This is a genomic window from Pseudomonas sp. 10(2024) (assembly GCF_045164175.1).
Classification (GTDB): domain Bacteria; phylum Pseudomonadota; class Gammaproteobacteria; order Pseudomonadales; family Pseudomonadaceae; genus Aquipseudomonas; species Aquipseudomonas alloputida.
In genome coordinates this window covers 5499251-5525910 of the sequence record NZ_CP174006.1, presented here as the reverse complement: position 1 = coordinate 5525910, position 26660 = coordinate 5499251, and the positions used below count along the sequence as shown (strand labels likewise).

The window sequence follows — 26660 nt, the reverse complement described above, 5'->3', positions numbered from 1 at the left end:
GTGGATCCGGCTGAAACGAAGTTTAGAGGAACAATCCTGGTCCGGGTCGCGTTCCTTCGGGGAATCTGACGCCTACTTTCTGGATCTTGTTCCCGTCCATGGTTGCCACGGTCCAGATCGTGCCATGCCATTCGACCTGGTCCCCTACTACTGGAGCGCCTCCGACCTTCTGTCGGATGAACTGCGCCAACGGCATTTTCGCGTCGAGGCCATCGAGCTTCAGGCCATACAACGCTGCCACCGCACCCAGTTCGGCATCGCCTTCGAGCACGAAGTCGCCGAAGAAACGCAGGTCCAGGCCACGCTGTGGCGCCTGGCTGAACAACTTGCCGAGGGCCGGCAGGTTGTGTTCGTGGCCGATCACGCAGAGCATGTCGCCAACCTCCAGCACGGTGCTGCCCGACGGGTGCAGCAGTTGCTCACCACGGAACAGCGCGGCAATCCGCGTGCCTTCGGGCATTTTCAGTTCGCGCAGGGCGGCACCGATGCACCATTTTTCTGCGCCCAGGCGGTAGACGAACATCTCCCACTCGCTGGTGATGTGTACCTCAAGGGCGGAGCGGGAGATCGGCGCCGGGTCTGGCGGTACCGTCACTTTCAGCAGCTTGGCCACCCACGGCAGGCTGGTGCCTTGCACCAGCAGCGATACCAGCACGATGAAGAAGGCCAGGTTGAAGAACAGCTGGGCGTCTGGCAGGCCCGCCATCAGCGGGAACACCGCCAGAATGATCGGTACCGCGCCGCGCAGGCCGACCCATGAAATGAAGCCCTTTTCACGGCCGTGGAAAGCCTTGAAAGGCAGCAGGGCCGCGACCACCGACAGTGGTCGTGCCACCAGGATCATCCACAGCGCCAGGCCCAGTGCCGGTAGGGCGATGGGCAGCAGGTCGTGCGGCGTGACCAGCAACCCCAGCACCAGGAACATGCCGATCTGGGCCAGCCAGGCCATGCCGTCGAGCATGTGCAGGATGCCATGGCGGCTACGGATCGGCTTGTTGCCCAGCACCAGGCCGCACAGGTAAACGGCGAGGAAGCCGCTACCATGCAGGGCGTTGGTCAGCGAGAACATTACCAGGCCGCCGGCCACAACCAGAATGGGGTACAGGCCGCCGGCCAGATTGATACGGTTGACCAGTTGCAGCATCAGCCAGCCGCCGCCCAGGCCCAGCAGCGCGCCGATACCGAACTCACGCAGCAAGTGGCCCAGCAGGCTCCAGTGCAGGCCGGTCTCGCCGCTGGCGATCATGTCGATCAAGGTGACAGTGAGGAACACTGCCATCGGGTCGTTGCTGCCCGACTCGATCTCGAGGGTAGCAGAAACCCGCTCGTTCAGGCCTTTGCCGCCGAGCAGCGAGAACACTGCAGCGGCGTCGGTGGAGCCGACGATGGCGCCGATCAGCAGGCCCTGGATCAGGCTCAGGTTGAACAGCCAGGCGGCGATCAGGCCGGTGAGGGCGGTGGTGATCATCACCCCGACCGTGGCCAGCGACAGCGCCGGCCACAGCGCCACGCGGAAGCTTGCCACCCGCGTACGCAGGCCACCGTCAAGCAGGATGACGGCCAGTGCCAGGTTGCCCACCAGGTAGGCGGTTGGGTAATTGTTGAAGATGATGCCGCCACCATCGACACCGGCGAGCATGCCGACGGCGAGGATGATGACCAGAATAGGGATACCCAGGCGCGACGACAGCGAGCTGACCAGGATACTTGCACCCACCAGCAATGCGCCGATCAGGAACAGGCTGTTGATGGTGCTTGCATCCAAAGGCAGGTACTCCGAGACAGCGGGGAAGGGGCGTGGTAGCGCATTCAGCAACAGCTAGCAGGTCGCGTGCCAATCGATTCTAACCTGATGCCGGCGCAGGCTGTAAAGCGATACCGCATCGTCGCTGCGGCGTGCAGCTGTAATGGTTCGCCCACTGTCAGGCAGCCAAGGACATGAATGTCAAAGAAACCATTTCTCTCGCCCAGGTGGCCCAGCGCCTGCTCGGGCAATTTCCTGATTTGCACAATCTGGCGCGCCAGGCGGCGGGCCACGTGCTTCGCCGCCAACTGGGGTACTGGCTGGACCCGGACGGGCTCTATTGGCACGAGTTCCAGTCGGCGGCCAGCAGTTCGTCGAGCTTCACCGGCTGGCGCCACAGTGGGCCGCCACTGCGGTCTTTGAGCCTTACCGAACTGGTCATCCAGCGATTCAGCCCGCAGCAGCAGGCCAGTGCTGACGAGTTGAGTGTTTATGGTGGCTTCTACCGGGTGGATGCCAGCCACGCAGTTTACGACGAGCGCAACGAAGTGCGGCTCGACCCTCGGCAAGTACTGACGGCGTTCTGGCAGTTGGATTTTGCAGGGCGCTACACCGAGGCGCTGAGCAAGTTCCGGTCACGGCATGGCGAAGACTATTGTGTCCTGGCCCGTGCCCGCTTCATTGCTGCTGTGGGCCAATCTGCGCTGAGCCAACCTGAGCGCCAGGAACTGATGGCGGTGACGGTCGCTGATGCCGCTCTGCCAAGCACCGTGCAAGGCCTGCGACAGGCCAGGCAGGCGAATGCCCAACCTCAATGGAACGCTCTTGTCATCGGCGGTATCAGCGCCAAGCTGATGTTCTTTCACAAGCTGAAGACTGGCAGGTTGTGCCTCTATATTGCCGATGCGCAGGCTGTGGTGAAGGTATTCGACGATCGCCATGCGTTCCAGATGTGGATGGCTGACCAGGCCATCACGACGGTGGGGCGAGAGCGGCTGGTCAGGCTGTTCGTCGGGGACGGGGTACTGGCGCAGTCACTACGCCCGCGTCTACGCAATTACTTCAAGTTGCTCGCGCAGTCGCGAGGCGACACCACGTTTTCAGGACAGGCCATTGAAGGGGACCTGTTCGTTCGTCTGCGCGATTCGGTCATGGATGATCTGACCAGCGACGCCCACGAACGGCTGACCACCAACGCACAGTTGCGCAAGGCCGATTGGCTGTCGGGCTTGCAAGCAGCGAGTTTTATAATTGCGCCGATGGCGCCGCTTGGCTGGCCAGTGATATTGGCATCGCTCGGTCTGGGCACCGCAAGCCTGGCGCTGCACCTGGACCGGGCAATCAATGGCAAGCAGGCCTGGCGCACGGCAGCATGGTGGTCAGTACTGACGGATATCCTGTTCATCCTGCTCGATATAGCCATGATGCGTGCCAGCGAGCTGTTCACTGATGGCCACGTCCCCCCGCGTGTGACTGGTCAGGCGCAAGCCTCCGCTGCCAAGGTCGATTGGGAGCTTTACATGGCGCCGGCGGCAGACGACCTGCTGGCTGTGTCGGATCAGGCGCTGGCCCGCCAGGAAGCCCTGTTGGGCGCGGTTCCGTGGGCTGATCTCGATGCCGTGGGGCCCAATGGCGAGTATCTGGATGCATTCGGTGAGCCCTACCCCGTCTACCGCGATGAGCTCGGGTTTGGTTCGCCCGCCATTGCCGAGTACACCAGCTCGCCGGAGCGCTACAACAACCTGTGGCGGGGTATGCCGCTGGAGGGCACTCGCGCCGGGAATATCCAGCGCAGCCATGACCTTGCCCGCGCACTTGGGCAGATTGGCGTCAGTAATCAGGTAAGGCTGTATCGGGCTGCCTCCAGCCTGCGGGGCACGGGTTTTCAGGCAGTTGGTGAGGGTGCCATTGAAGTGGGTGACGTGCTGGTGACAACCGACTTCACGTCATTCACGGAAAACCCCTATGCCCTCTGGGAGGTTTTCAACGACCCGCAGACCCAGGTCAGCGGCAGGGGGGCTTTTGATGAAAATGCGTTGGTGTATGTATTGGAACCGGGCGAAGACATGCAGGCGACGCCCATCGGGCCCTTTTCAAGGCGACCTGATGAAGCGGAGTCTTTGATGATGCCCGGGCGCTACCTGCAAGTGGAAAAGGTGACGGCCGTTCAAGGGCACAATTATCGCTTTACCGAGGTGTGCCTGAAGGCACTGGCGCAGGCGCCAGGCGGGAAGGCCGTGCGTGAAATGCGCACAGGACAGTTGTTCGATCGCCAGGCGCTGGCGATGCGGCTGGGCACGGAGGATGATTCGTTGATGCGCACATTCTTTGCGCTACCCGCCTGAGCAAACGTGAAAGGGGCCGCTGCGCGGCCCCTGATCAAGGCCTCAGCCCTGTTTCACTTCACGCATCGGCTTGCCTTTCACTGGTGCATCCCCCGCCACGTAGTACTTGGCGGTGCTGCGCGGCAGTGGCTTGCGACCACGGATCTTGTCCGAAATCTTCTCGGCGATCATGATCGTGGTGGCGTTGAGGTTGCCAGTGATGATCAGCGGCATGATCGAGGCATCGACCACGCGCAGGCCCTTCATGCCATGCACGCGGCCTTCGCCATCGACCACGGCCATGTCGTCGGTGCCCATCTTGCACGAGCAGGATGGGTGGAAGGCGGTTTCGGCGTGCTCGCGGATGAACTTGTCCAGCTGCTCGTCGGTTTGCACGTCGGCGCCCGGGCTGATTTCGCGGCCACGGTACGGGTCCAGCGCCGGCTGGGCCATGATTTCACGGGTCAGGCGGATGCCGTCACGGAATTCCTGCCAGTCCTGCTCGGTGGACATGTAGTTGAACAGGATGCTCGGGTGCTGGCGTGGGTCTTTCGACTTGACCTGAATGCGGCCACGGGCAGGCGAGCGCATGGAGCCCATGTGCGCCTGGAAGCCATGTTCCTTCACGCCATTGGAGCCGTTGTAGTTAATCGCAACCGGCAGGAAGTGGTACTGGATGTTCGGCCACTTGAATTCCGGACGAGTCCGGATGAAACCCCCGGCCTCGAACTGGTTGCTGGCGCCGATACCGGTGCCGTTGAACATCCACTCGGCACCGATCGCCGGCTGGTTCCACCACAGCAGCGACGGGTATAGCGAAACCGGCTGGGTGCAGGCGTACTGCAGGTACAGTTCCAGGTGGTCCTGCAGGTTTTCGCCAACGCCCGGCAGGTCGTGCACAACCGGGATGTCGAGGCTTTCCAGCAGGGCGCGCGGGCCGACGCCGGAGCGCTGCAGCAGTTGCGGCGAGGCGATGGCCCCGGAGCTGACGATCACTTCCTTGCGGGCGCGGGCTTCGACGCGCTCTTCGCTGTCGCCGACCAGGTAGGTCACGCCGATGGCGCGCTTGCCGTCGAACAGAACGCGATCCGTGAGGGCGTGGGTGACGATGGTCAGGTTCGGGCGCTTCTTGGCCTGGTCCAGGTAACCACGGGCAGTGCTGGAGCGGCGGCCGTTCTTGGTCACGGTGCGGTCCATCGGACCGAAGCCTTCCTGCTGGTAACCGTTGAGGTCTTCTGTGCGTGGGTAACCGGCCTGTACGCCGGCTTCGACCATGGCGTGGAACAGCGGGTTGTTGCCGGCTTTCGGCGTGGTCACGCTGACCGGGCCTTCGCCGCCATGGTAGTCGTTCGGGCCGATGTCACGGGTTTCGGCCTTGCGGAAGTACGGCAGGCAGTCCAGGTAGGTCCAGTCTTCCAGGCCTGGCAGTTCTGCCCAGCCGTCGAAGTCCATGGCGTTGCCGCGGATGTAGCACATGCCGTTGATCAGCGACGAGCCACCCAGGCCCTTGCCACGGCCACATTCCATGCGGCGGCCGTCCATGTACGGTTCCGGGTCGGTCTCGTAGGCCCAGTTGTAGCGGCGGCCTTGCAGCGGGAAGGCCAGGGCGGCTGGCATCTGGGTGCGGAAGTCGAAGCGGTAGTCGGGGCCACCGGCTTCCAGCAGCAATACGGTGACGCCGGCGTCTTCGGTCAGGCGGGTCGCCAGGGTGTTACCGGCCGAGCCGGCACCGACGATGATGTAATCGAATTCTTGGGACATGAAAGTACCCTCGTGTTGGCGGTGATCGGGGAGCGGGAACGCCCGTGCGCGGTGGCACGGGCGGGGCTAGACAGGGTTCAGAAAACCGAGTTGTAGCCGCCCAGCTCGACCTGGACCGACTTGATGCGAGTGTATTGAGCCAGCGAGCTGACGCCGTTTTCACGGCCGACGCCCGACTGCTTGTAGCCACCTACCGGCATTTCGGCCGGCGATTCACCCCAGGCGTTGATCCAGCAGATACCGGCTTCGAGCTTGTGGATGATGCGGTGGGCGCGGGTGATGTCGTTGGTGCAGACGCCGGCGGCCAGGCCGTAGTCGGTGTCGTTGGCACGGCGGATCACTTCTTCTTCGGTTTCGTAGGTGAGGATGCTCATCACCGGGCCGAAGATCTCTTCCTTGACGATGGTCATGTCGTCGGTGCAGTCGGTGAACACGGTCGGGGCAACGAAGGCACCTTTGGCGAAGTCACCGGCAGTCAGACGCTCGCCGCCGCACAGCACGCGGGCACCTTCTTCCTTGCCTTTGGCGATGTAGCCCAGCACGCTTTCCATGTGCTGGAAGCTGACCAGCGGGCCGAAGTTGGTGTTTTCGTCTTCCGGGTTGCCAACGCGGATGCGGGCAACGCGCTCGGCGATCTTGGCTTCGAAGGCCGCCTTCATTTCGGCCGGGATGAACACGCGGGTGCCGTTGGTGCACACCTGGCCCGAGCTGTAGAAGTTGGCCATCATGGCGATGTCAGCGGCCTTGTCCAGGTCGGCGTCGGCACAGATGATCAGTGGCGACTTGCCGCCCAGCTCCATGGTCACTTCCTTCAGCGATGAGCTGGAGGCGCTGGCCATGACTTTCTTGCCGGTGGTGGTGCCGCCGGTGAAGGACACTTTTTCGATGCGCGGGTGCTCGGTCAGCCAGGTGCCGACTTCGCGGCCGCTGCCGGTCAGAACGTTGAATACGCCGTTTGGCAGGCCGGCTTCGGTGTAGATCTCGGCCAGTTTCAGGGTGGTCAGCGAGGTGACTTCCGACGGTTTGAAGATCATCGCGTTGCCAGCGGCCAGGGCCGGGGCAGATTTCCACAGGGCGATCTGGATCGGGTAGTTCCAGGCACCGATACCCACGGTCACGCCCAGCGGCTCGCGGCGGGTGTAGACGAAGGACGATTCGCGCAGCGGGATCTGCTCGCCTTCGATGGCCGGTACCAGGCCTGCGTAGTATTCCAGCACGTCGGCGCCGGTGACGATGTCGACGTAGCGGGTTTCGGAGTACGACTTGCCGGTGTCCAGGGTTTCCAGCATGGCCAGCTCATCGTTGCGCTCGCGCAGGATGTCGACGGCGCGGCGCAGGATGCGCGAACGCTGCATGGCAGTCATCGCAGCCCAGACTTTCTGGCCACGCTCGGCGCTTTCCACGGCCTTCTCGACGTCTGCCTCGGTAGCACGCTGTACGTGGGCGAGGACTTCGCCGGTGGCCGGGTTGATGGCTTCGAAAGTGGCATCGCTGCCAGCGTCGACGTAAGCGCCATCAATGTAGAGTTTTTGCGTTCCGAAACGGGCCATAGTGTCCTCGCAAGTGCAGTGTGTGGTTTGGCTTGCGCGTCATGCTCCTGCCGGGTTGGCAAGGGCCCTGCGCGCATTGTCAGCAGCCTGGTCGTTTGTGCCCAGGGTGTGCTGCTTGGCCAGTTGTAGTTCCATGTATTCGTAAGCAATCCGTATCGCCTGGTCGGTGTCGAATGCATCACCCGACAGGGCGCCACGCAGCCACAAACCGTCGATCAGGGCTGCCAGGCCGCGGGCTGCCTTGCGCGCATGGTAGAGCGGCAGGGCGCGGCGGAACTGGCAGCACAGGTTGGAATACAAGCGGTGGTCGTTGATCCGCTGCAACCTGTGCAAATCGGGCTGGTGCATGCTGGAAGCCCAGAAGGCCAACCAGGTTTTCATTGCCGGGCCGTTTACCTGGCTGGCATCGAAGTTGCCCTCGATGATCACTTTCAGGTGAGCGCGCGGGCTGTCGTCTTTCAGGGCCTGGCGACGTGCTCTGACGCCTTCGTTGAGCATGCTCATGATGTAACCCATCGTCGCTGCGATCAGGCCGTTCTTGTCCCGAAAGTAGTGACTGATGATGCCGTTCGACACACCGGCCAAACGGGCAATCAGCGCAATGCTGGCGTCCCCCAGTCCGACCTGATCGACCGCCTGCAATGTGGCTTCGATCAACTGCTGGCGCCGGATGGGTTGCATACCGACCTTGGGCATCTTGCTATCTCCTCAGGCCTGCGAGCAGACGACAGGCGGCTGACTCGGCGAAGGCCAGTCTATTTTGTTTTGATTGAACGTTCAATCAATAAAGAATAAGCTCTGCGACAATTTGTGCCATTGACAGTTTTTCAGGCGGTCGAGAAGGCACGGATTGACACCCCAGGAAATCGCGTAACCCCCGGAATACAAGGTGTTGACGGGCATGAGCGATGCGAAATGCAGATTCTGCCGTACGGCCATTGGCCCTGCGACAGGCCCTTGGAGCGGGCGGGGTGACCTGTGACGAATGCGCGCACCTCCGTTGAGGCGTGGCATTTTCAGCAGGCCACCTGTCTGTTTTTGGCAACGTATCGATTCGGGATCACGGTTTCCAGGGTTCTTTTATAACACCTGATGCAGTGGGGATATTCCACCAATTGCTCGGGAAAGACTGATTAGCCTCCACAGCCGCACTGCCCGGAGCATTCGTGCAATGAGTTCTGCCTCACTTACCAAGCCCCCCGCCGAGAGGGTACGGGTCAACCGCGTGGTGTTTTTCACCTCCGCGCTGATGATCCTTGTTCTGACTGCCTTGCTGATCGCTGTACCCGAAACCGCCGGCCAGGTGCTGGGCGTGGCCCAGAAGTGGCTGACGCGCACCTTTGGCTGGTACTACATGCTGGTCATCTGCGGATACCTGCTGTTCGTCGTCTACCTGGCTTTCTCCGACTACGGCAGCCTCAAGCTGGGTGGCAAGGACGACCAGCCTGACTTCAGCTATGGCGCCTGGGCCGGCATGCTGTTCTCGTCCGGTATCGGTATTTCGCTGCTGTACTTCGGCGCCTCCGAGCCCCTGGACCACTACTTCAACCCACCGGAGGGCACCCCGGCCAGCCTCGAGGCCGCGCGCCAGGGCCTGCAGCTGACCTTCCTGCACTGGGGCCTGCACGGCTGGGCGATCTATGCCCTGGTGGGCCTGGCCGTGGGTTACTTTGCCTACCGCCACAACCAGCCGTTGGCACTGCGCTCGGCGCTGTACCCGCTGGTGGGCGAGCGTTGGGTCAAGGGCGCTGCCGGCAACGCCGTCGATATCTTCGGCATGTTCGTCACCCTGCTGGGCCTGGTGACCAACCTGGGCATCGGCGCGATGCAGGTGTCGTCCGGCCTGGAATACCTGTTCGGCATGGACCACAGCAAGACCAACCTGCTGGTGGTGATCCTGGTCATGGCTGGCGTGGCCACCGTGGCAGCGGTATCGGGCGTGGAGAACGGCATCCGCCGCCTGTCCAACCTGAACATCATGCTGTTCAGCGGCTTGTTGATCTTCGTACTGCTGGGCGGCGAAACCCTGCACCTGCTCAACGGCTTCGTGCAGAACGTCGGCGACTACCTGAACGGCATCGTGCTGAAAACCTTCGACCTCTATGTGTATGAAGGCGAAGCCGGCAAGTCGGAGCGCTGGTTGGGCCTGTGGACCGTGTTCTACTGGGCCTGGTGGATCTCCTGGGGCCCGTTCGTCGGCATGTTCATTGCGCGTATTTCCAAGGGCCGCACCGTGCGCCAACTGGTGATGGGCGTGCTGCTGATCCCGCTGGGCTTCACCCTGGCCTGGCTGTCGATCTTCGGCAACACCGCACTGGACCTGGTGATCAACCAGGGCGCCGTGGAGCTGGGCAAGACTGCGCTGGAACAGCCATCGATGTCGATCTACCAGCTGCTGGAATACTTCCCGGCAGCCAAGATCGTCATTGGTGTGGCAGTGTTCGTCGGGTTCGTGCTGTTCCTCACGCCGGCCGACTCCGGCGCGGTGATGATGGCCAACCTGTCGTGCACAGGCGGCAAGGTCGACGAAGATGCCCCGCACTGGATGGTGGTGTTCTGGTCCGTGGTGATCACCCTGGTGACCATCGGCCTGCTGTTTGCCGGTAACTTCGAAGCCATGCAGACCATGGTCGTGCTGGCGGGCCTGCCGTTCTCGGTGGTGCTGGTGCTGTTCATGTTCGGCCTGTACAAGGCCATGAAGCAGGACGTGGTGATCGAGCAGGAGCGAGCCGAACTGGCCGCCCGTGGCCGTCGCGGCTTTAGCGAGCGCCTGACCCAGCTGGAACTGCAGCCGACCCAGGCCGTGGTGCAGCGCTTCATGGACAAGCAGGTCAGCCCGGCGTTGAAAGAAGCCGCTGCACAGCTGCAGACGCAGGGCTTCGAGGTGGAAACCCGCGTTGGCCAGTCGCGCAACCTGATGGGCTTGCGGGTGATGATGGAAGAAGGCAACCCGTTCGTCTACGAAGTGAGCCTTGACGGCTATATGGCCGCGCCGAGCGAGGCGCCGGTCGAGGGTGAGCCTGAACTGCGCCAGCGCTTCTACCGCGCCGAGGTCTACCTGCATGACGGCAGTCAGGAGTACGACCTGATGGGCTTTGCCCCAGACCAGATCGTGCGTGATGTGCTCGATCAGTTCGAGAGCCATCGCCAGGTGCTTGGCCGCGTCTATAGCTGACAGCCCGGCAGGTCGCCGCATCGCCAGGTGCCGCGGCCTGCCAGCAGCAATATGTAGCACCTGTTTCGATACCATTTCCAGGACGCTTTGTGGTTCATTCCACAACGAGTCCTGGTCATGCCCGCCACTCACGCGCACAACCTCAAACACGCAGTCGCCGCCCAGTTCGCCAGCCGTCCCACGCTCCGCCAGGTCGTAGGCGAACAGGTCATGAAGGTGATCCTGGAGCACTATCCTCTGGTTGGCGTGCATCGCCCTGAAATGACCTCGGCTGCACCGCTGTACCTGATGTCCCTGCAGCCGGATGGTGTCTGGCGCCCTCAGCCGCTGGTGGATGTTGTGCTGCAGGCCCTGCTTGCGGCTAAACCACTGGACCTCGCCCCGGCGGGTGACTACCGCCTTAGCCTGAACCCGCCCCGGCGCTTTTTCGCCATCGAGTCGAGCTTCGAAACGGCTGAGGGCGATTTGATCGAGCCCGCGCGCCTGACCGATGGCCTCAACGCGTTGCTGCCAATGCTGCTTTGGCACTTCCAGCGAGCGCAGATCGACTATTGGAACGGCGACGGCACGATCGACCGGGACCTGTGGTTGCAACAGTTGTTGCGCGCCAACCTGCTCGATGGCCTGAAAGACGAAGCGCTGGACGACGAACAGCGCAAGCTTCTGCGTGACCTGATGATGGGCAACCGCACCGGGCTCGATGTGCAGCTGGTGCGGGTAGCCTTACGTGAGGGCGAAGACACGTTCCATGAGCTGTTGCCCGGCTTGCTGATTACCGCCTCCAGTGAGGTTCGCGAACTGACACTCTGGTGTTCTCCCGAAGGCCTGGTCCGCAGTTTCGACGCCCAGGCTGCATTCGGCGCGGCGTTGCAAATACAGATGGCTGGACGTTACCGGTTTGATGAGTTGAACTGGCAGGGCCTGACTGTGGAGGGCGACGCTTTCGCCCTGTACAGCGCCTCGCTGCTGGAAATCTTGCTCGAGCGCGTGGCCCGCCTGCGCTGGAGTGCGATCGACAGCGTCGACCAACTGGAGCACTACTGCCACTTGGCCTGCGACCCCACATCATTTTTCGCCGAGTTCAGTGACCATGGCACTGGTGGGCTGGGCCTGGCGCTTCCCAAGGGCCTGTCGCGAGCCGATACGGATAGCCAGACCGCTTACCTCCAAGCCATGCTCGACTTGTCGCTACTGCAACAGCACAGCCCAGCGCAGGGCATTCAGGACGGTCTGCCGGACTTGCACACCTATGCGGCGACGCGCCTGCGCGAAGCGATGCTGCATGACCACCCGGTAGACGCAAATTATTTTCCTGATGACCTTCTCCTCACGGTCGAGACCTTTGTCAGTGACGGTCACGGGCTGGGCTTCGGCCAGAAGACCGGTGAAAAGACGTTGACCCTGACGCAGCTGGCGATCGGCCGCCTGGATGCCACCGCAGGCGGGGTGGTGACACACATCGCCCACCGGGAAAACCAGCTGATCATGAAGTGGATGACCATTGATTACGTCCGTGAGCTGGTGCAGCGAGTCGATATCGGCGGCAGTTATCCACGGCATGTTCAGTCGATGCTCGATCGCTCGGCGAGCCGCGCCGAACACATCTCGGCATTTGCCATACGCTGGCGTATCACCCTGATGTTCGATGCTGCGCGGGCGCGGGCCGTCAAACGGCTCGACAAATTCGCCTACGGCGCCCTGGCAGAATTCTGCCGTAGCGGCGCGGAAGGGGCAGCCGCTGTGCGGATTGCACCGCTTGCGTTCAAACGCTCGCCGACATCAGAGAGGGTCGACGTCGCGCATGGTTTCTACGTGATCGAACTCATCGAGTTGGGTGTTCATCTGTTGTACTGCCCGCTGTACACCGAAAAGGCGCTGATTCAGTACGACAGCGCTCAAGCACTGTTGGATGCGATCAGCCGCCCGGGGGCGTTGCAGGACAACGTGCTGCTGTGGATTGAGCAAGCTCAGCGCGCGGTCTACGACAATGGTGGCTTCCGGGAGCCGCACCTGCCCCAATGGCTGCTCGACCCTTACACCCTCCCGGAGAAACCGCAGCCTGTTCAGTTGGCGCTGCAATTCTGGGCGCGGGACGTGGATCGGCAGATGTTCGAAGCCAAGGGCCGGATGTTGCTGGAGCTGGCGGATCGCAGCGCCATGAGCAACAGCGAGGTGCGCTGGCGACTGGTCACGGCATTTTCCTGGGAACTGCTGAATGTTGTGTTTCCGGTGTTGCCAGGGCCGCTCACCTCGGTTGCCTGGCTCTACATCGGCATGCGCAGCTTGATCAACGATGTGCATGGCCTGGGCAGCTCGCATCTCGACGAGCGCATCCAGGCGATGGTCGATGTGCTGAACAACACCTTGCTGGCGCTGATACACCTGCAGACGCCGAAACTGGCAGCGCCGCCCGTTTCTGGCGACCTGCCGCCAGCGCTGCTCCAGGGGCCACCTGCAGGCACTGGGGTCGAGCTGGCGAACCTTTGCGCAGCAACGCGGGAGCCCAGCGCCTCGGTCGACAGCCTGCAGGCCATGGCCAACACCCACCTCGATTTTTCCTGGCGTGGGGCTGGGGGGCTCAATGGCCTGTCAAGCGCCCAGCGAGGCCAGATGCGCGCGTTGGCGGCCAGTGTTTCGCTGGAAGGGCGCGAACCGCAGACGCAGGGCGTGGCCGCGGGGCTGGTACGGATCGGGGATGATTTCTATGTGTCTCTGGACGGTGATGTCTACCGAGTCAGCCTTGATAACGCAGCGTTTCGCATCATTGGTCCGGACGGCACGGTTGGGCCATACCTGATGCGCGACGGCAATGTCTGGCACCTCAATAATTCGCGCTTGCACGGTGGCAATGATCGCTCCGGCGAGTTGGCCCGAGAGCGATTGCGCAAGAAGCTTGGCGGGCCGATTGCCAAGGCTCAGGCCGAGATAGAGCGGCTTATCCTGGCCGCAGAGGCTGCCACGAAGGATTTCAACGCGTTGAGCGAGCAGATTGTCGGTTTGCGTGATCCGGTAAAAAAAGTCGAGGAACGGTTGCAAAAGGCGCCACCCACCGAGCCGGGCGAACGTGCGCAATTCGAGCAGGCTACCGAGTTGTTCAAGCTCAAGTTCCAGCAGTTGCAAGAGCAGACGAGTAAGTTGCGCAACCAGCGCCTGCCCTTGAACGAGAGATTGTTCCTTGATTATCTCGACGCCGAACGCAACATTACCTACGTGCTTGACAAGTCGAGCGCCTCGACGCACGTCGGCAGCGTGAGAGATCAACGGATACTCTTGGGCCAGGTCCGCAAGAACCTGATCAGCTTTGGCATGTTCTTCATTGATGAGCTGCTGGCCTTGGGTGGGTTCAGGGAATATGACCAACTCACCAATGCGCTCAATGTCGCACCGCCAGAGAAACAGGCCGAGTTGTATGCCAGGTTCCGGACGATGTTGGAAAAGTTGCTTGAAGAGCAGCCCAGGATCATCAATGTCTCCAGCCAGCTGGATCGCCTGTTGGCCATCACCGACATCGACATGCAAGTGCCTTACGTCAATACCACGCTGACCGTTTCGAGCATTATCGAGAGCCGCAAGACGACCACGATCAACATCCGGTTTTTCCAGGCCATGGGCCTGGTCGAGCTGGCCCTGCAGTGGCACAAAGGCACGCCTACCCAGCACTACATGATTTTCCGCCATGCGCTCGCCAGTCAGCGTTTGCGGGTGGCTGCACAAACCCATCATCTGCTGATGTTCTGTGACTTGCCTGTCGCCGAACGAATCGAGGTGCTGCAAAGTGCGTGGGACGAATACCTCGCGGCGATTCTCAACGCCGAACGGATCAAGACACTCGGCAGCAAGCTCATCGATGTCCAGCGCCTTGAGGCCTACAAGCAACAGATGGTGGAACTGAAAACCATAGCCGGTGAGGCGTTGGTCGAGGCCATGCGCGAGCAGGCGGACGGGCAGGTCCGTGGCACACGTCGTGCGGTCTATTCACGAAAGAGCCTGCAGGTGGCCCATACGCGGGCTGGTCAGATAGTCATTGGCAGCGAATCGGTGGTCGACGGGCAGGCTGTGCTGCAAGTTGTAGCGGCTTTCAACAAGAGTGCGCTGCATCGCTTCCAGAAGCAGGGAAACACCTGGGTTGAAGAGGTAGCCGCGGGCGAACCGGAACAGCAGTCGCGGACTTCTACGCCGGAGTCCGAAAGGAACAACCGGGAACTGGCCGAGGCCATGCTGGCACAGAACGAAAATGTCATCGCTCAAGCCAGAGCCCTGGTTGCCAAGGATGCTGACGACATGGGCCTGATGTCGATGCTGGACGGCCAGATCAACGAAGTGTCCGAGTTGCGTGAACAGCTCAGCGATGCCAACGCAGAGCACGCGCTGCTGGCGGGCATGGACGATGCGCTGATTCAGTTGCGTCAGGCCCGTCGCGACTGTTTGGTAGCGCTTTACAGCAAGACGCGCTATCCAGGTGCCAGAGGGCTGAATTTTCTCCATCAGCAGGGTTTGCTCGCCGTGGAATATGTCGGGCCTCGGCAGGTGGTTTCCGATGGCTATCTGGACGAGTACCGGATCAGCCTGTTGCGTGCTCCCGGTGAGGGTCGAGGTAAACCCTTGTGGGCCGCGCATTTCCATTTTGCCGACTCGCAGGCGGCGCCGACGGCGTTTGGCAAAGGCCATCTCAAGCTGTGGAGCCAGCGCAAGATGGGGTATCGCGAGCAAATGAAGGCGGCGAGCGAGGGGCAGGTACTGAGCATTTATCGGGGTAACCTGACCTACGCACAGGCCAGGGATGTCATTCCGTTCAACCTCTGAACATTCGCCCGGGTGGCCCAGCGGCTGCCCGCGATCAACAAATGCTAGCGATTGCTGTAACGGCCATGCTTACCGTGTGCAGGCATGGCCTGGTTGCCACGTGTGGCGATCATCTGTTGCAGCGTGACCAGTTCGATACCCAACTGCTTGAGCCGTGGAATTTGACTTTCCAGCACCGCTAGCGTTTGCGGGTAGGGGTGGCCGATCAGCACGGCCGAGCCTTGCTTGCGGGCCAGTGCAATACCCTGTTGCAGCTGAGCGTCGATGGCTTCGGGCGTGCGCACGTCATCCAGAAATACATCCCGTGACACATGCGCGACATCGTGTGCTTGAGCCTCGGCCGCGGCGACCGTGGCGGCACTGGTGCGGCTGTCGACAAAGAACAGATGGCGCCGCTGCAGCTCGCCCATCAACCACGCCATGGGTTCACGCTGTGCGGTCATGCGGCTGCCCATGTGGTTGTTGATGCCGGCGGCGTAGGGCACCTTGACCAATGCTGCGTCCAGGCGCCGCGCCAGCTCTTCGATGGCGATGCCCGGGTGCCAGGCATAGGGCCCGGTGGCCGGGTCCATGGGCATGTGCAGGATCACCGTCTTGCCGGCCTTGTGCGCCTGGCGTGCAAAGTCGGTGGCATGCGGGGTGTCGGGCATGATCGCCATGGTCACCGGCCCAGGCAGGGCCAGGGTACGGCTGTCGCGCTCCGGGCTCTGGCCCAGGTCGTCGATGATGATGCTCATGTAGGCCTTGTTGGCCGGTGCCGCTTGCGCGATTCCGGCCATCAGGCAAAACAACAGACACAGCAGAAAACGCATAGGGTGGCTCAGTCGCCCTTGGTGATGTTCAGGCCCTTGAGCAGGCTCAGTGCCTGGCTCAGCTGGAAGTCGTCATCCTGCGGGCGTTCCTTGCGCTTGCTGCTGCCGGTCGGGCGGTCGGCGCCGCCGTTGCCGTTGCCCAGGTGGCCCTGCAGGTCGGCTTCCTTGAAGTTTTCGGTGTCGGCTTCGGCGGTGAGCTTGGCCGGGCGCACCTCGATGTCCGGGACAATGCCCTGGGCCTGGATCGAGCGGCCGTTGGGGGTGTAGTACAGCGCAGTGGTGAGCTTCAGGGCGCGGTCGTTGGCCAGTGGCAGCACGGTCTGCACCGAGCCTTTGCCGAAGCTGTCGGTGCCCATCAGCACGGCGCGCTTCTGGTCCTGCAGGGCGCCGGCGACAATTTCCGATGCCGATGCACTGCCACCGTTGATCAGTACCACCAGCGGCACGCCTGCGCTGGCATCGGCCGGGTCGGCCGAGAAACGCAGCTCGGAGTTGGCGATGCGGCCCTTGGTGTAGACGATCAGGCCTTTGGTCAGGAAGTGGTCGGCCACTTCCACTGCCGATTGCAGCACGCCGCCTGGGTTGTTGCGCAGGTCCAGCACCACCCCGCGCAGCTTCTTGCCGTTGTCCTTGCGCAGCTTGGCCAGGGCCTTGCCCACTTCGTCACCGGTCTTGACCTGGAACTGGGTGATACGGATGTAGCCGTAGTCGTTCTCCAGTAGCTGGCTCTTCACGCTCTTGACCTGAATGACTGCACGGGTCAGGTTCACGTCGAACGGGTTGCCGCCGTCGCGCACCAAGGTCAGGGTTATCTTCTCGCCGACCTTGCCGCGCATCTTGTCGACGGCTTCGGTCATGGTCTGGCCGCGGGTCGGGGCGCCGTTGATCTTGACGATCAGGTCACCAGCCTGCACGCCGGCCCGCGAGGCTGGGGTGTCGTCGATTGGCGAGACCACCTTGATGAAGCCGTCTTCCTGGCCTACTTCAATGCCCAGCCCGCCGAACTCTCCGCTGGTGCTTTCCTGCAGCTCCTGGAAGTCCTCGGGGCCAAGGTAGGCCGAATGCGGGTCAAGGTTGCTGAGCATGCCCTTGATGGCGTTTTCCAGCAGGGTCTTGTCGTCTACCGGTTCGACGTAGGCGGCCTTGATGCGGTCCAGGACCTCGGCGAAGGTGCGCAGTTCTTCCAGCGGCAGTGGCGCCTTGGCGGTCACCTCGGTGGCTGGCACTGCGGCGGCCTTGGCCGGCTCTGCGGCGGTGGCCAGGGGCGCGCCGACCGCCAGGGCGATGGACAGGGCCAGCTGGGTGAGACGAGGCGAGTGCAGCATGTCGAACGAACTCCTGATCCTGTAAGCGCTCCCTGGGGAGCATCGGCGCAGCACTCAGGCTGCGCCGTAGAAATTTGACTAGCCCCGGCACCACTGCGAAGGGTCGGTAGGCCGGCCCTGCTGGCGGATAGCGAAATACAAGCCTGCCGCGTCCTGACCACCGCTGTCGCCAACGGTGGAAATGGCTTCACCGGCCTTGACGATATCACCGGCATTCTTGAGCAGGCTCTGGTTGTGGCCGTACAGGCTCAGGTAACCGTTGCCATGGTCGAGAATGACCAGAAGCCCGGCACCGCGCAACCAGTCCGCGAATACCACACGCCCGCCGTGCACGGCACGTACCTGGGTGCCTGGGTTGGCGCTGATCATAACCCCGTCCCACTTGGCACGGGCGTCGCTACCGCGGGCATCACCGAAACGTGCCAGCAATCGACCATTGACTGGCCATGGAAGTTTGCCCCGCGCAGCAGAAAATGCGCCGCCGTAGTTGGCGCCATCGCTGGAAACCATCGGCCCGAGGGTGGTACGGGCCTTTTTCGGCGGTTCCACTGGCTCTGCAGGCTCACGGGCCCGGTCGCGGGCAGCGGCGGCGGCCAGCGCTTCCTGCTGGCGGCGTTTTTCCGCTTCCTGCTGCGCCAGCAGGGCCTTCTTGCGTGCCTCTTCAGCTTCACGCGCCTGGCGGGCGAGGGTTTCCTCGATGGTCTTCAGGACCTTGGCCAGGTCGGCCTGGTCCTGTTCGCGCGCTTGCAGCTTCTGATCGCGGTCCTTCACATCGCTGTTGAGCTTTGCCAGTACCTGCTGGCGCTTGGCGCGCTCGGTTTCCAGGGCCTGGCGACGGCTGTCGAGGTCGGTGCGCTGGGCCAGCAGTTGTTGTTGCTGGCTGGAAATTTCCTGTTCGACGTTGGCCAGTTGGCGCAAGGTCTCGTTGAAGGTGCGCAATTGCTCCAGGCGCGCCTTGCTCAGGTAGTCGTAATAGGTGAGGGTGCGGGCGAATTTCTCGGGGTTCTGCTGGTTGAGCAGCAGCTTGAGGTATTCCTCGCGACCGTTGTTCTGGTAGGCCGAACGGGCCTGAATGGCGATCAGTCGTTGTTGTTCAACGCGGGCGCTCTGGAGTTTTTTTTTCTCGGTATCAAGGCGCTCCAGCTCGCCTTCAGTCTTTTTTAGTTCTTGCTGCAGGGCCTCCACCTGCTTTTCGAGGTTGCCGATGTCGGTTTCGGTGGCTTTGAGGTCTTTTTGCACACCGGCCTTTTCTTCCTGGAGCTTGCTCAGCGTTTTCTTGAGCTCGGCAATGTCCTGGCGGGTGGCATCCAGTTGCTGCTGGGTCTGCGCACGCTCATCGGCGAAGGCCGGGCTGAGCAGGCAAGACAGGGCTAGGAGGATCAGGGCGCGAAGCATGGGGTTTGGCGTACCAAGGATGGAGACTGGCCTAGTATGCCCGCCTGGGCAGGCAAAAAAAACGCCTCGCTGCGGATGCAGGGGGGCGTTTGTCTGGAATTCATGTGCAATTGGGGCTGCAACGCAGCCCCTTTCGACATTCAGGCGTCGACCAGAATCGAAGTACCGGTCATTTCCACCGGCTTTTCCAGCCCCAGCAGCTTCAGCATGGTCGGCGCCACGTCGGCCAGCACGCCGCCCTCGCGCACTTTCACGTTGCGCTTGCCCACGTAGATGAACGGTACCGGCTCGGTCGTGTGCGCGGTGTGCGCCTGGCCGGTGCACTCGTCTTCCATCTGCTCGACGTTGCCGTGGTCAGCGGTGATCAGCGCTTCGCCGCCGACCTTGTCCAGTGCGTCGACAATGCGCCCTACACAGGTATCCAGTGCTTCGACGGCCTTGACCGCTGCCTCGAACACGCCGGTGTGGCCGACCATGTCGCCGTTGGCGTAGTTGACCACGATGACGTCGAAGCGCTGCTGTTCGATGGCTTCGACGATGCGATCGGTCACCTCTGGTGCGCTCATTTCCGGTTGCAGGTCATAGGTGGCGACCTTCGGCGACGGGATCAGGATGCGTTCTTCGCCTTCGAACGGCTCTTCGCGGCCACCCGAGAAGAAGAAGGTGACGTGGGCGTATTTCTCGGTTTCGGCGATGCGCAGCTGGGTCTTGCCGTTCTTCGCCAGGTATTCGCCCAGCACGTTGTTCAGGCTGGACGGGGCGAAGGCTGCTGGTGCCGGGATCTTCGCCGAATACTGGGTCAGGCCGATGTACGCCGCCATCTTCGGCAGGCGCGCACGGGCGAATTCCGTGAAGTCTGGTTCTACGAATGCACGCGACAGCTCGCGAGCACGGTCGGCGCGGAAGTTCATGAAAATCACGGCATCGCCATCTTCGACCTTGACGGCTTCGCCAATGCGCGTGGCCTTGACGAATTCGTCGCTTTCGTCGCGGGCGTAAGCTGCTTCAAGGCCTGCCAGGGCTGTGTCAGCGGTGTACTCGGCAGCGCTGTCGACGATGAGGTTGTAGGCAGCGCTGACGCGGTCCCAGCGGTTGTCGCGGTCCATGGCGTAGTAGCGGCCGATCAGGCTGGCGATACGGCCCTTGCCCAGTTTGGCGAAGGTGGCGTCGAGCAGTTCGATGGACGACTGCGCGCTGCGTGGCGGGGTGTCGCGGCCATCGAGGAAGGCGTGCAGGTAGATCTTTTCGGCGCCACGCTGGGCGGCCAGTTCGGCCATGGCCACCAAGTGGTCCTGGTGGCTGTGTACGCCACCATCGGACAGCAGGCCGAGGATGTGCACGGCCTTGCCAGCACCGACTGCCTTGTCCACAGCACCGGTCAGTACCGGGTTTTCGAAGAACTCGCCGTCGCGGATGGCCTTGGTCACCCGCGTGAAGTCCTGATACACGACGCGACCTGCGCCGAGGTTCATATGACCGACTTCGGAGTTGCCCATCTGCCCGTCCGGCAGGCCGACATCCATGCCCGAGCCGGAAATGAGGCCATGCGGCTGGGTGGCGCACAGGCGGTCATAGACCGGTTTATTGGCGGCAAAGATGGCGTTGTGTTCGGGGATATCGCTATGGCCGAAGCCATCCAGGATAATCAGGACCAGGGGTTTGGGCGTGCTCGTCATCAATCAAACTCACGGTTGTTCAAAGATGATAAAGACACGCATTTTAGGGCAAATACGCCACCTGCGGCGAATATTCGTCCCATTCCACCGACCGGCGCACCTGTGGTGGCAACATGAAGGTGGTTTTGTGGCCGGCCCGTCGGGCTTTGGTGGCACCAAGGGGCTGTGTATACTGGCCGGCATTTTCAATCGCCTGGAACACCGCTGATGGTTGCTCACCTGATTCAATTCGCGACAGATCACTACATCCTGGTTGCGATCTTCCTCATTCTGCTGGTCCTGCTGCTCATCAATGAAATCCGTCGTGGTGGCCAAAGCCTGACTAATGGCCAACTGACAGCCCTGGTCAATGCCGAGAAGGCCCTGGTGATCGACATTCGCCCGGCCAAGGAATACTCCGCCGGTCATATCGTCGGTGCGGTGAACATCCCGCAGGACAAGCTGGCCAACCGCATGACCGAGCTGGGCAAGCATAAAGAAAAGACCTTGATCGTCGTCGACGCGATGGGCCAGCAGTCCGGCACCATTTGCCGCGAGCTGCTCAAAGCTGGTTACAACGCCGCCAAACTGAGCGGTGGCGTTTCCAGCTGGAAAGCCGATAACCTGCCCCTGGTGAAGTGATATGAAGCCTGTCATCGTCTACTCCAGCGACTACTGCCCCTACTGCATGCGCGCCAAGTACCTGCTCGAGAGCAAGGGCGTGGCCTTCGAGGAAATCAAGGTCGACGGCAAGCCGCAGGTTCGCGCCGAGATGAGTCAGAAAGCCGGCCGCACGTCGGTGCCGCAGATCTGGATCGGCAGCACCCATGTCGGTGGATGCGATGACCTCTATGCCCTGGAGCGCGCGGGCAAGCTCGACGCGTTGCTGGCGGCCTGATTTGCACTGCATTCAAAAACATTAGGATAAGGATCTGACATGACTGACCAACAGACCAACGGCGCTGCTGCAGAAGACAACAGCCCTCAGTTCTCCCTGCAACGCATCTATGTGCGCGACCTGTCGTTCGAGGCCCCGAAAAGCCCGCAGATCTTCCGTCAGACCTGGGAACCGAGCGTTGCCCTGGACCTGAACACCAAGCAGAAATCCCTGGAAGGCGACTTCCACGAGGTCGTGCTGACCCTGTCGGTTACCGTCAAGAACGGTGACGAAGTGGCCTTCATTGCTGAAGTGCAGCAGGCCGGTATCTTCCTGATCGCCAACCTCGATGCGCCTTCGATGAGCCACACCCTGGGTGCGTTCTGCCCGAACATCCTGTTCCCTTATGCCCGTGAGGCCCTGGACAGCCTGGTGACCCGCGGTTCGTTCCCGGCGCTGATGCTGTCGCCGGTCAACTTCGACGCCCTGTACGCGCAAGAAATGCAGCGTATGCAGGAAGCGGGTGAAGCGCCTACTGTGCAGTAATTACTGCCGGTATAAAGAAAGCGCCTCTCGGGGCGCTTTTTTGTTGCCTGTGCGGGCCTCTTCGCGGGTAAACCCGCTCCTACAGGGGATCGCGCCGTTCTCTCGACCTGCGTAGGAGCGGGTTTACCCGCGAAGAGGCCGGCACAGGCAACACATCAGCTCCCGGCAAACCCGTTCTGCCGCCACGCCTCATACACCGTCACCGCCACCGTATTGGACAGGTTCAGGCTACGGCACCCCGGCCGCATCGGCAGGCGCAGGCGATGCTCGGCCGGCAGGCTGTCCAGCACCTCGGCCGGCAACCCGCGGCTCTCTGGCCCGAACAGGAAGGCGTCGCCCGGCTGGAAGGCCACTTCGTGGAACGGGTGCGAGCCCTTGGTGGTAAAGGCGAACAACCGTGGGTTGCCAAGGCTTTCCAGGCATCCGGCCAAGCTCTCGTGGCGCTTGAGCGTGGCATACTCGTGGTAGTCCAGCCCTGCGCGGCGCAGGCGCTTGTCATCCAGTTCGAAGCTGATGGGTTCGATCAGGTGCAGGGCGCAGCCGCTGTTGGCGCATAGACGAATGATGTTGCCGGTATTCGGCGGAATTTCTGGTTGAAAAAGGATGACGTGAAACATGCACGGCTCCAAACGTGAAGATGACGGGCATTCTACCCCTGAACCGGACGTGCGTTCGAAGGCCTTCCCACGGGTGATGCTGTCGTTGGCGATCGTCGGCTTGATGGTAGGGCTGATGATCGGTCGCCTGACTACGCCGGACGAGCGTGAACTGCAGCAGGTGCAAGTGATGCAGGATGGCCTGGAGCTGTGGTTCAACGAAGAGCCCAAGCTGCATGGCGAGAACGTGGAAGGGACGGTGGCGTTGCTGTTCCAGGCCCGGGGCAAGGCTCAGCAAGGGCAGCTCAGCCTGCAGGGCAAGCCGGTGAGCTGGCGGGTACAGCACAGCGAGGAAGGTTTGTTGCTGACGGTGGTGGCCGCGCGCCCCCTGCACGGCGAATGGGCCGGTGCAGAGGACGCTGGGCGCTGGCGGGTGCAAGTGAAACTGCACGAATAAAAGAGGGGATATCCCGGCCTGCCTGTACCAGGGTCCCCAAAAGGGGTACTGCGTATAAAGGGGGGATGCCCGGCCTGCCTGTACCGAGGTCCCCAAAAGCGGCGGTGCTGCAAATAAAAGAGGGGTTCACCCGGCCTGCCTGTACCAGGGCCCCCGAAACTGGAGATGTATTGCTTATTGCAGGGGGCGTGCCAGTTTTGCAAAAGCCGTGAATACTGGGCTTTGCGGGTGATTTGGCCGGATTTTGAGGGGATTTGTGCCTTCGAGAGGTGCAGCGGGCACAGGAACGGTGCATTCAGAGGGCTGAAATGGCTGGGGCCGCTTTGCGCCCCATCGCGACACAAGGCCGCTCCCACAGGATCGTGGTAGGAGCGGGTTTACCCGCGAATACGGTGGCGGCGGCAACGCTGAACGGCAGGTGGAGATTGGCCAGCAGGCCCGGCCTCTTCGCGGGTGAACCCGCTCCTAAGACGACCCCGATGTGTGTCCACACCGTGGTAGGAGCGGGTTTACCCGCGAATACGGTGGCGGCGGCAACGCTGAACGGTAGGTGGAGATTGGCCAGCAGGCCCGGCCTCTTCGCGGGTGAACCCGCTCCTACGACGACCGCGATGTGTGCCCACCGCCGTGGTAGGAGCGGTTTTACCCGCGAATACGGTGATGGCGGCAACGCTGAACGGCAGGTGGAGATTGGCCAGCAGGCCCGGCCTCTTCGCGGGTGAACCCGCTCCTACGACGACCCCGATGTGTGCCCACCGCCGTGGTAGGAGCGGGTTTACCCGCGAATACGGTGGTGGCGGCAACGCTGAACGGCTGGTGGAGATTGGCCAGCAGGCCCGGCCTCTTCGCGGGTGAACCCGCTCCTACGACGACCCCGATGTGTGTCCATCGCATCAGCCTTGGGGGCAGAGGCGATCCTGTGGGAGCGGCCTTGTGTCGCGATGGGCTGCAAAGCAGCCCCAGCAATCTAGAAGGCTAATTCAGCGCTCAGTGGTCATCACCTTCCTCATCATCCCCACCAGCCACATTCATCCCCAGCTCCTTGATCTTGCGTGTCAGGGTGTTGCGCCCCCAACCTAGCAACAGCGCGGCATCGCGACGGCGGCCGGCGGTGTGCTTGAGTGCCGTCTCGATCATGATCCGCTCAAAGCTCGGCACTGCGCTGTCCAGCAGGCTGGTCTGCCCGCGCGCCAAGGCCTGGTCGGCCCACTGGCGCAGGGCCTGCTCCCAGTTGGTCACTGGCGCGGCATCGTGTGGCAGGTTCAGCAGTTCGGGTGGCAGGTCGCCGATCAGCACTTCGCGGCTGGAGGCCATCACGGTGATCCAGCGGCAGGTGTTCTCCATCTGCCGCACATTGCCAGGCCATGGCAGGTTGCGGATGAACTCTTCGGTTTCCGGCTTGAGGATCTTCGGCTCGACTGCCAGCTCCTGGGCCGCCCGGGCAAGGAAGTGGCGGGCGAGGGCGGGGATATCCTCGCGGCGGTCGGCCAGGCGCGGAATATGGATACGGATCACGTTCAGGCGGTGGAACAAGTCCTCACGGAACTTGCCGGCCTGCACCAGTGACTCCAGGTTCTGGTGGGTGGCGGCGATGATGCGCACGTCGACCTTGACCGGCACATGGCCGCCCACGCGGTAGAACTCGCCATCGGCCAGCACACGCAGCAGGCGGGTCTGGGTGTCGGCAGGCATGTCCCCGATTTCGTCGAGGAACAGCGTGCCACCATCGGCCTGCTCGAAACGGCCGCGACGCAAGTTGGCAGCACCTGTGAAGGCGCCTTTCTCATGGCCGAACAGCTCCGACTCCATCAAATCCTTGGGGATGGCAGCCATGTTCAGGGCAATGAACGGGGATGCTGCGCGTGGGCTGTGCCGGTGCAGGGCGTGGGCCACCAGTTCTTTGCCGGTGCCGGACTCGCCGTTGATCAGCACGGTGATGTTGGAGTGGCTGAGGCGGCCGATGGCGCGGAACACCTCCTGCATCGCCGGGGCTTCACCAATGATTTCCGGGGTGCGCGCCAGGTTCTGTGGCACATCCAGGCCTTGCTGCTCCTGGGCGTGCTGGTTGGCGCGCTTGACCAGCGATACCGCTTCGTCGACGTCGAATGGCTTGGGCAGGTACTCGAAGGCACCGCCTTGGTACGAGGCCACGGCGCTGTCCAGGTCGGAGTGGGCGGTCATGATGATGACCGGCAGGCGCGGGTGCTGCTCGCGGATCTGCGCCAGCAGGTCGAGGCCGCTGGTGCCAGGCATACGAATGTCGGAAATGATCACGTCGGGTTGCTGACGTGCCAGGCGCCCCATGACACCGTCTGCGCTGTCGAAGCTCTGGGTGGTCATGCCTTCCTGTTGCAGGGCTTTTTCCAGGACCCAGCGGATGGAGCGATCATCGTCGACGATCCATACGGTTTCACTTCGGCTCATGAGGCGGTGGCTCCTTGTTCCAGAGGCAGGTAAATCGAGAAGGCGGTATGGCCAGCGTGGCTTTCACACTCGATCAGGCCCTGGTGCTGGCTGATGATGTTCTGGGTAATGGCCAGGCCCAGCCCGGTACCGTCCGGGCGGCCACTGACCATGGGATAGAAGAGGGTTTCCTGCAGTTCCGGCGGGATGCCCGGGCCGTTGTCGATGATCTCTACCCGCGCTACCAGGCGGTGACGCACGTGGCCGATGGTGAACTGGCGCAGCGCGCGGCTGCGCAAGGTGATGCGACCCAGGCGCAGCTCATTCTGCGAGCTGATCGCCTGCATGGCGTTGCGCACGATGTTGAGTACGGCCTGAATCATCTGTTCTCGGTCGATCAGCACGTCCGGCAGGCTTGGGTCGTAATCGCGCACCAAAGTGATGCACCCCTGGCTTTCGGCATCGACCAGGCTGCACACCCGCTCCAGCACTTCGTGAATATTGGTCATGGCCAGCGACGGCAGCTTGTTCGAGCCGAGCATGCGGTCGACCAGGTTACGCAAGCGGTCGGCCTCCTCGATGATCACATTGGTGTAGTCGCGCAGCCCTTCCTCAGGCAGTTCGCGGGCCAGTAGCTGGGCCGCTCCGCGGATGCCGCCAAGGGGGTTCTTGATTTCGTGGGCCAGGCCGCGCACCAGCATCTTGGTGGTTTCCTGCTTGCTCAGTTGGGCCTCTTCCTTGGTGATGCGCAGCAACCGGTCACGCGGGTGCACCTCGAGCAACAGCAGGGTCTGGCCTTGATGCAGTATCGGCGTCACCGCGTAGTCGACGGTGATGGTCTGCCCGGTCAGCGATGTAAGCTGCGCTTCACGCTTGGTGAACGGGTGCGCCTGCTCGACCGCCTGGCGCAGCGAACTGAGCGCCTCGGTCGATTCGGTGAACAGCTCGCTGATGAACTGCCCATGGCTGCGCTGGCCACTGACGGCCAGCAGCATTTCTGCGGCCGGGTTCATGTACTCCAGGCGCAGCTCGGCGTTGAGCAGCAACGTGGCGGTGGTCAGGTTGTCCAGAAGCAGACGGTGCTGTGCATCGCTGATGGTCATAAGGCGTCGTTGACCTCGTTTGGCGCTTGCCTGGCACTTGGGGCCAGATCCGGGCGTGCTGTGGATCCGCTGATGCGAGACTCTCTTCCTGCAAAAAATGCAAGAAACAAACCAAGGCTCCGAAAAGAAGCGGA

General features: G+C 62.3%; 18 protein-coding genes. 7 read left to right on the top strand and 11 right to left on the bottom strand.

All coding sequences use genetic code 11. The annotated features are described in order from the left end of the window. Positions 1–22: 22 nt before the first annotated feature. A complete protein-coding gene (locus ACI7M0_RS24950) occupies positions 23–1765 on the bottom strand; it encodes a potassium/proton antiporter (RefSeq protein ID WP_104886953.1) in 1743 nt (580 codons plus the stop codon). 173 nt (positions 1766–1938) lie between these two features. Between ACI7M0_RS24950 and ACI7M0_RS24945 the strand changes: the two genes are divergently transcribed. After that, positions 1939–4089 (top strand): dermonecrotic toxin domain-containing protein, encoded by a 2151-nt coding sequence (locus ACI7M0_RS24945; RefSeq protein WP_129932736.1) that lies wholly within the window; start codon positions 1939–1941, stop codon positions 4087–4089. 42 nt (positions 4090–4131) lie between these two features. On the opposite strand, the gene betA is transcribed toward ACI7M0_RS24945, so the two are convergent. The 3 genes from betA to betI all read right to left on the bottom strand — a co-directional run bounded on the left by betA (position 4132) and on the right by betI (position 8075). Then, the gene (gene betA / locus ACI7M0_RS24940; protein WP_010955611.1) at positions 4132–5829 is read right to left on the bottom strand and encodes a choline dehydrogenase; all 1698 of its coding nucleotides are present in this window, start codon (positions 5827–5829) and stop codon (positions 4132–4134) included. A gap of 77 nt (positions 5830–5906) precedes the next feature. Then, complete coding sequence (gene betB / locus ACI7M0_RS24935) at positions 5907–7379, bottom strand: betaine-aldehyde dehydrogenase (protein ID WP_003249182.1); 1473 nt, start codon at positions 7377–7379, stop codon at positions 5907–5909. 39 nt (positions 7380–7418) lie between these two features. Continuing rightward, entirely contained in the window at positions 7419–8075 is a 657-nt protein-coding gene (betI, locus tag ACI7M0_RS24930) for a transcriptional regulator BetI (RefSeq protein WP_014859113.1), read from the bottom strand. A 532-nt stretch (positions 8076–8607) separates the two neighbouring features. Here betI and ACI7M0_RS24925 point away from each other — a divergent pair. Together ACI7M0_RS24925 and ACI7M0_RS24920 are read left to right on the top strand one after the other, a co-directional pair. Beyond that, complete coding sequence (locus tag ACI7M0_RS24925; RefSeq protein ID WP_256658237.1) at positions 8608–10554, top strand: BCCT family transporter; 1947 nt, start codon at positions 8608–8610, stop codon at positions 10552–10554. Positions 10555–10671: 117 nt separating this feature from the next. Further along, positions 10672–15357 carry a dermonecrotic toxin domain-containing protein gene (locus ACI7M0_RS24920; RefSeq protein ID WP_129932735.1) on the top strand — a complete coding sequence of 1562 codons (4686 nt, stop codon included), beginning with the start codon at positions 10672–10674 and terminating at the stop codon, positions 15355–15357. 44 nt (positions 15358–15401) lie between these two features. Here ACI7M0_RS24920 and ACI7M0_RS24915 read toward each other — a convergent pair whose 3' ends face one another. The 4 genes from ACI7M0_RS24915 to gpmI all read right to left on the bottom strand — a co-directional run bounded on the left by ACI7M0_RS24915 (position 15402) and on the right by gpmI (position 20565). Continuing rightward, positions 15402–16169: a divergent polysaccharide deacetylase family protein gene (locus tag ACI7M0_RS24915; RefSeq protein WP_129932734.1), complete on the bottom strand. Its 768-nt coding sequence runs from the start codon at positions 16167–16169 to the stop codon at positions 15402–15404. An 8-nt stretch (positions 16170–16177) separates the two neighbouring features. Further along, positions 16178–17494, bottom strand: coding sequence for a S41 family peptidase (locus ACI7M0_RS24910; protein WP_004576741.1), 1317 nt, complete (start codon positions 17492–17494; stop codon positions 16178–16180). A gap of 78 nt (positions 17495–17572) precedes the next feature. Continuing rightward, complete coding sequence (locus ACI7M0_RS24905; protein ID WP_014592693.1) at positions 17573–18889, bottom strand: murein hydrolase activator EnvC; 1317 nt, start codon at positions 18887–18889, stop codon at positions 17573–17575. A 140-nt stretch (positions 18890–19029) separates the two neighbouring features. Continuing rightward, positions 19030–20565, bottom strand: coding sequence for a 2,3-bisphosphoglycerate-independent phosphoglycerate mutase (gene gpmI / locus ACI7M0_RS24900; protein ID WP_010955606.1), 1536 nt, complete (start codon positions 20563–20565; stop codon positions 19030–19032). Between the two features lie 207 nt (positions 20566–20772). Between gpmI and ACI7M0_RS24895 the strand changes: the two genes are divergently transcribed. The 3 genes from ACI7M0_RS24895 to secB are packed head-to-tail and all read left to right on the top strand — an operon-like array spanning position 20773 to position 21967. Then, on the top strand, positions 20773–21186 hold the full coding sequence (locus ACI7M0_RS24895; protein WP_010955605.1) for a rhodanese-like domain-containing protein: 414 nt from the start codon (positions 20773–20775) through the stop codon (positions 21184–21186). A 1-nt stretch (position 21187) separates the two neighbouring features. Then, positions 21188–21442 (top strand): glutaredoxin 3, encoded by a 255-nt coding sequence (gene grxC, locus ACI7M0_RS24890; protein ID WP_003249204.1) that lies wholly within the window; start codon positions 21188–21190, stop codon positions 21440–21442. Positions 21443–21481: 39 nt separating this feature from the next. Beyond that, the gene (gene secB / locus ACI7M0_RS24885) at positions 21482–21967 is read left to right on the top strand and encodes a protein-export chaperone SecB (RefSeq protein ID WP_003249206.1); all 486 of its coding nucleotides are present in this window, start codon (positions 21482–21484) and stop codon (positions 21965–21967) included. Between the two features lie 155 nt (positions 21968–22122). On the opposite strand, the gene trmL is transcribed toward secB, so the two are convergent. After that, the gene (gene trmL, locus ACI7M0_RS24880) at positions 22123–22584 is read right to left on the bottom strand and encodes a tRNA (uridine(34)/cytosine(34)/5-carboxymethylaminomethyluridine(34)-2'-O)-methyltransferase TrmL (RefSeq protein ID WP_003249209.1); all 462 of its coding nucleotides are present in this window, start codon (positions 22582–22584) and stop codon (positions 22123–22125) included. Between trmL and ACI7M0_RS24875 the strand changes: the two genes are divergently transcribed. Next, a complete protein-coding gene (locus ACI7M0_RS24875; RefSeq protein WP_129932733.1) occupies positions 22583–23020 on the top strand; it encodes a hypothetical protein in 438 nt (145 codons plus the stop codon). The two genes, trmL and ACI7M0_RS24875, sit on opposite strands and share 2 nt — an antisense overlap. 987 nt (positions 23021–24007) lie before the next feature. Here the strand turns inward: ACI7M0_RS24875 and ntrC are convergent. Both ntrC and glnL read right to left on the bottom strand, forming a co-directional pair. Beyond that, positions 24008–25444 carry a nitrogen regulation protein NR(I) gene (ntrC, locus tag ACI7M0_RS24870; protein WP_010955601.1) on the bottom strand — a complete coding sequence of 479 codons (1437 nt, stop codon included), beginning with the start codon at positions 25442–25444 and terminating at the stop codon, positions 24008–24010. Then, a complete protein-coding gene (glnL, locus tag ACI7M0_RS24865; RefSeq protein ID WP_010955600.1) occupies positions 25441–26526 on the bottom strand; it encodes a nitrogen regulation protein NR(II) in 1086 nt (361 codons plus the stop codon). Before glnL ends, ntrC begins: the two co-directional genes overlap by 4 nt. Positions 26527–26660 lie beyond the last annotated feature (134 nt).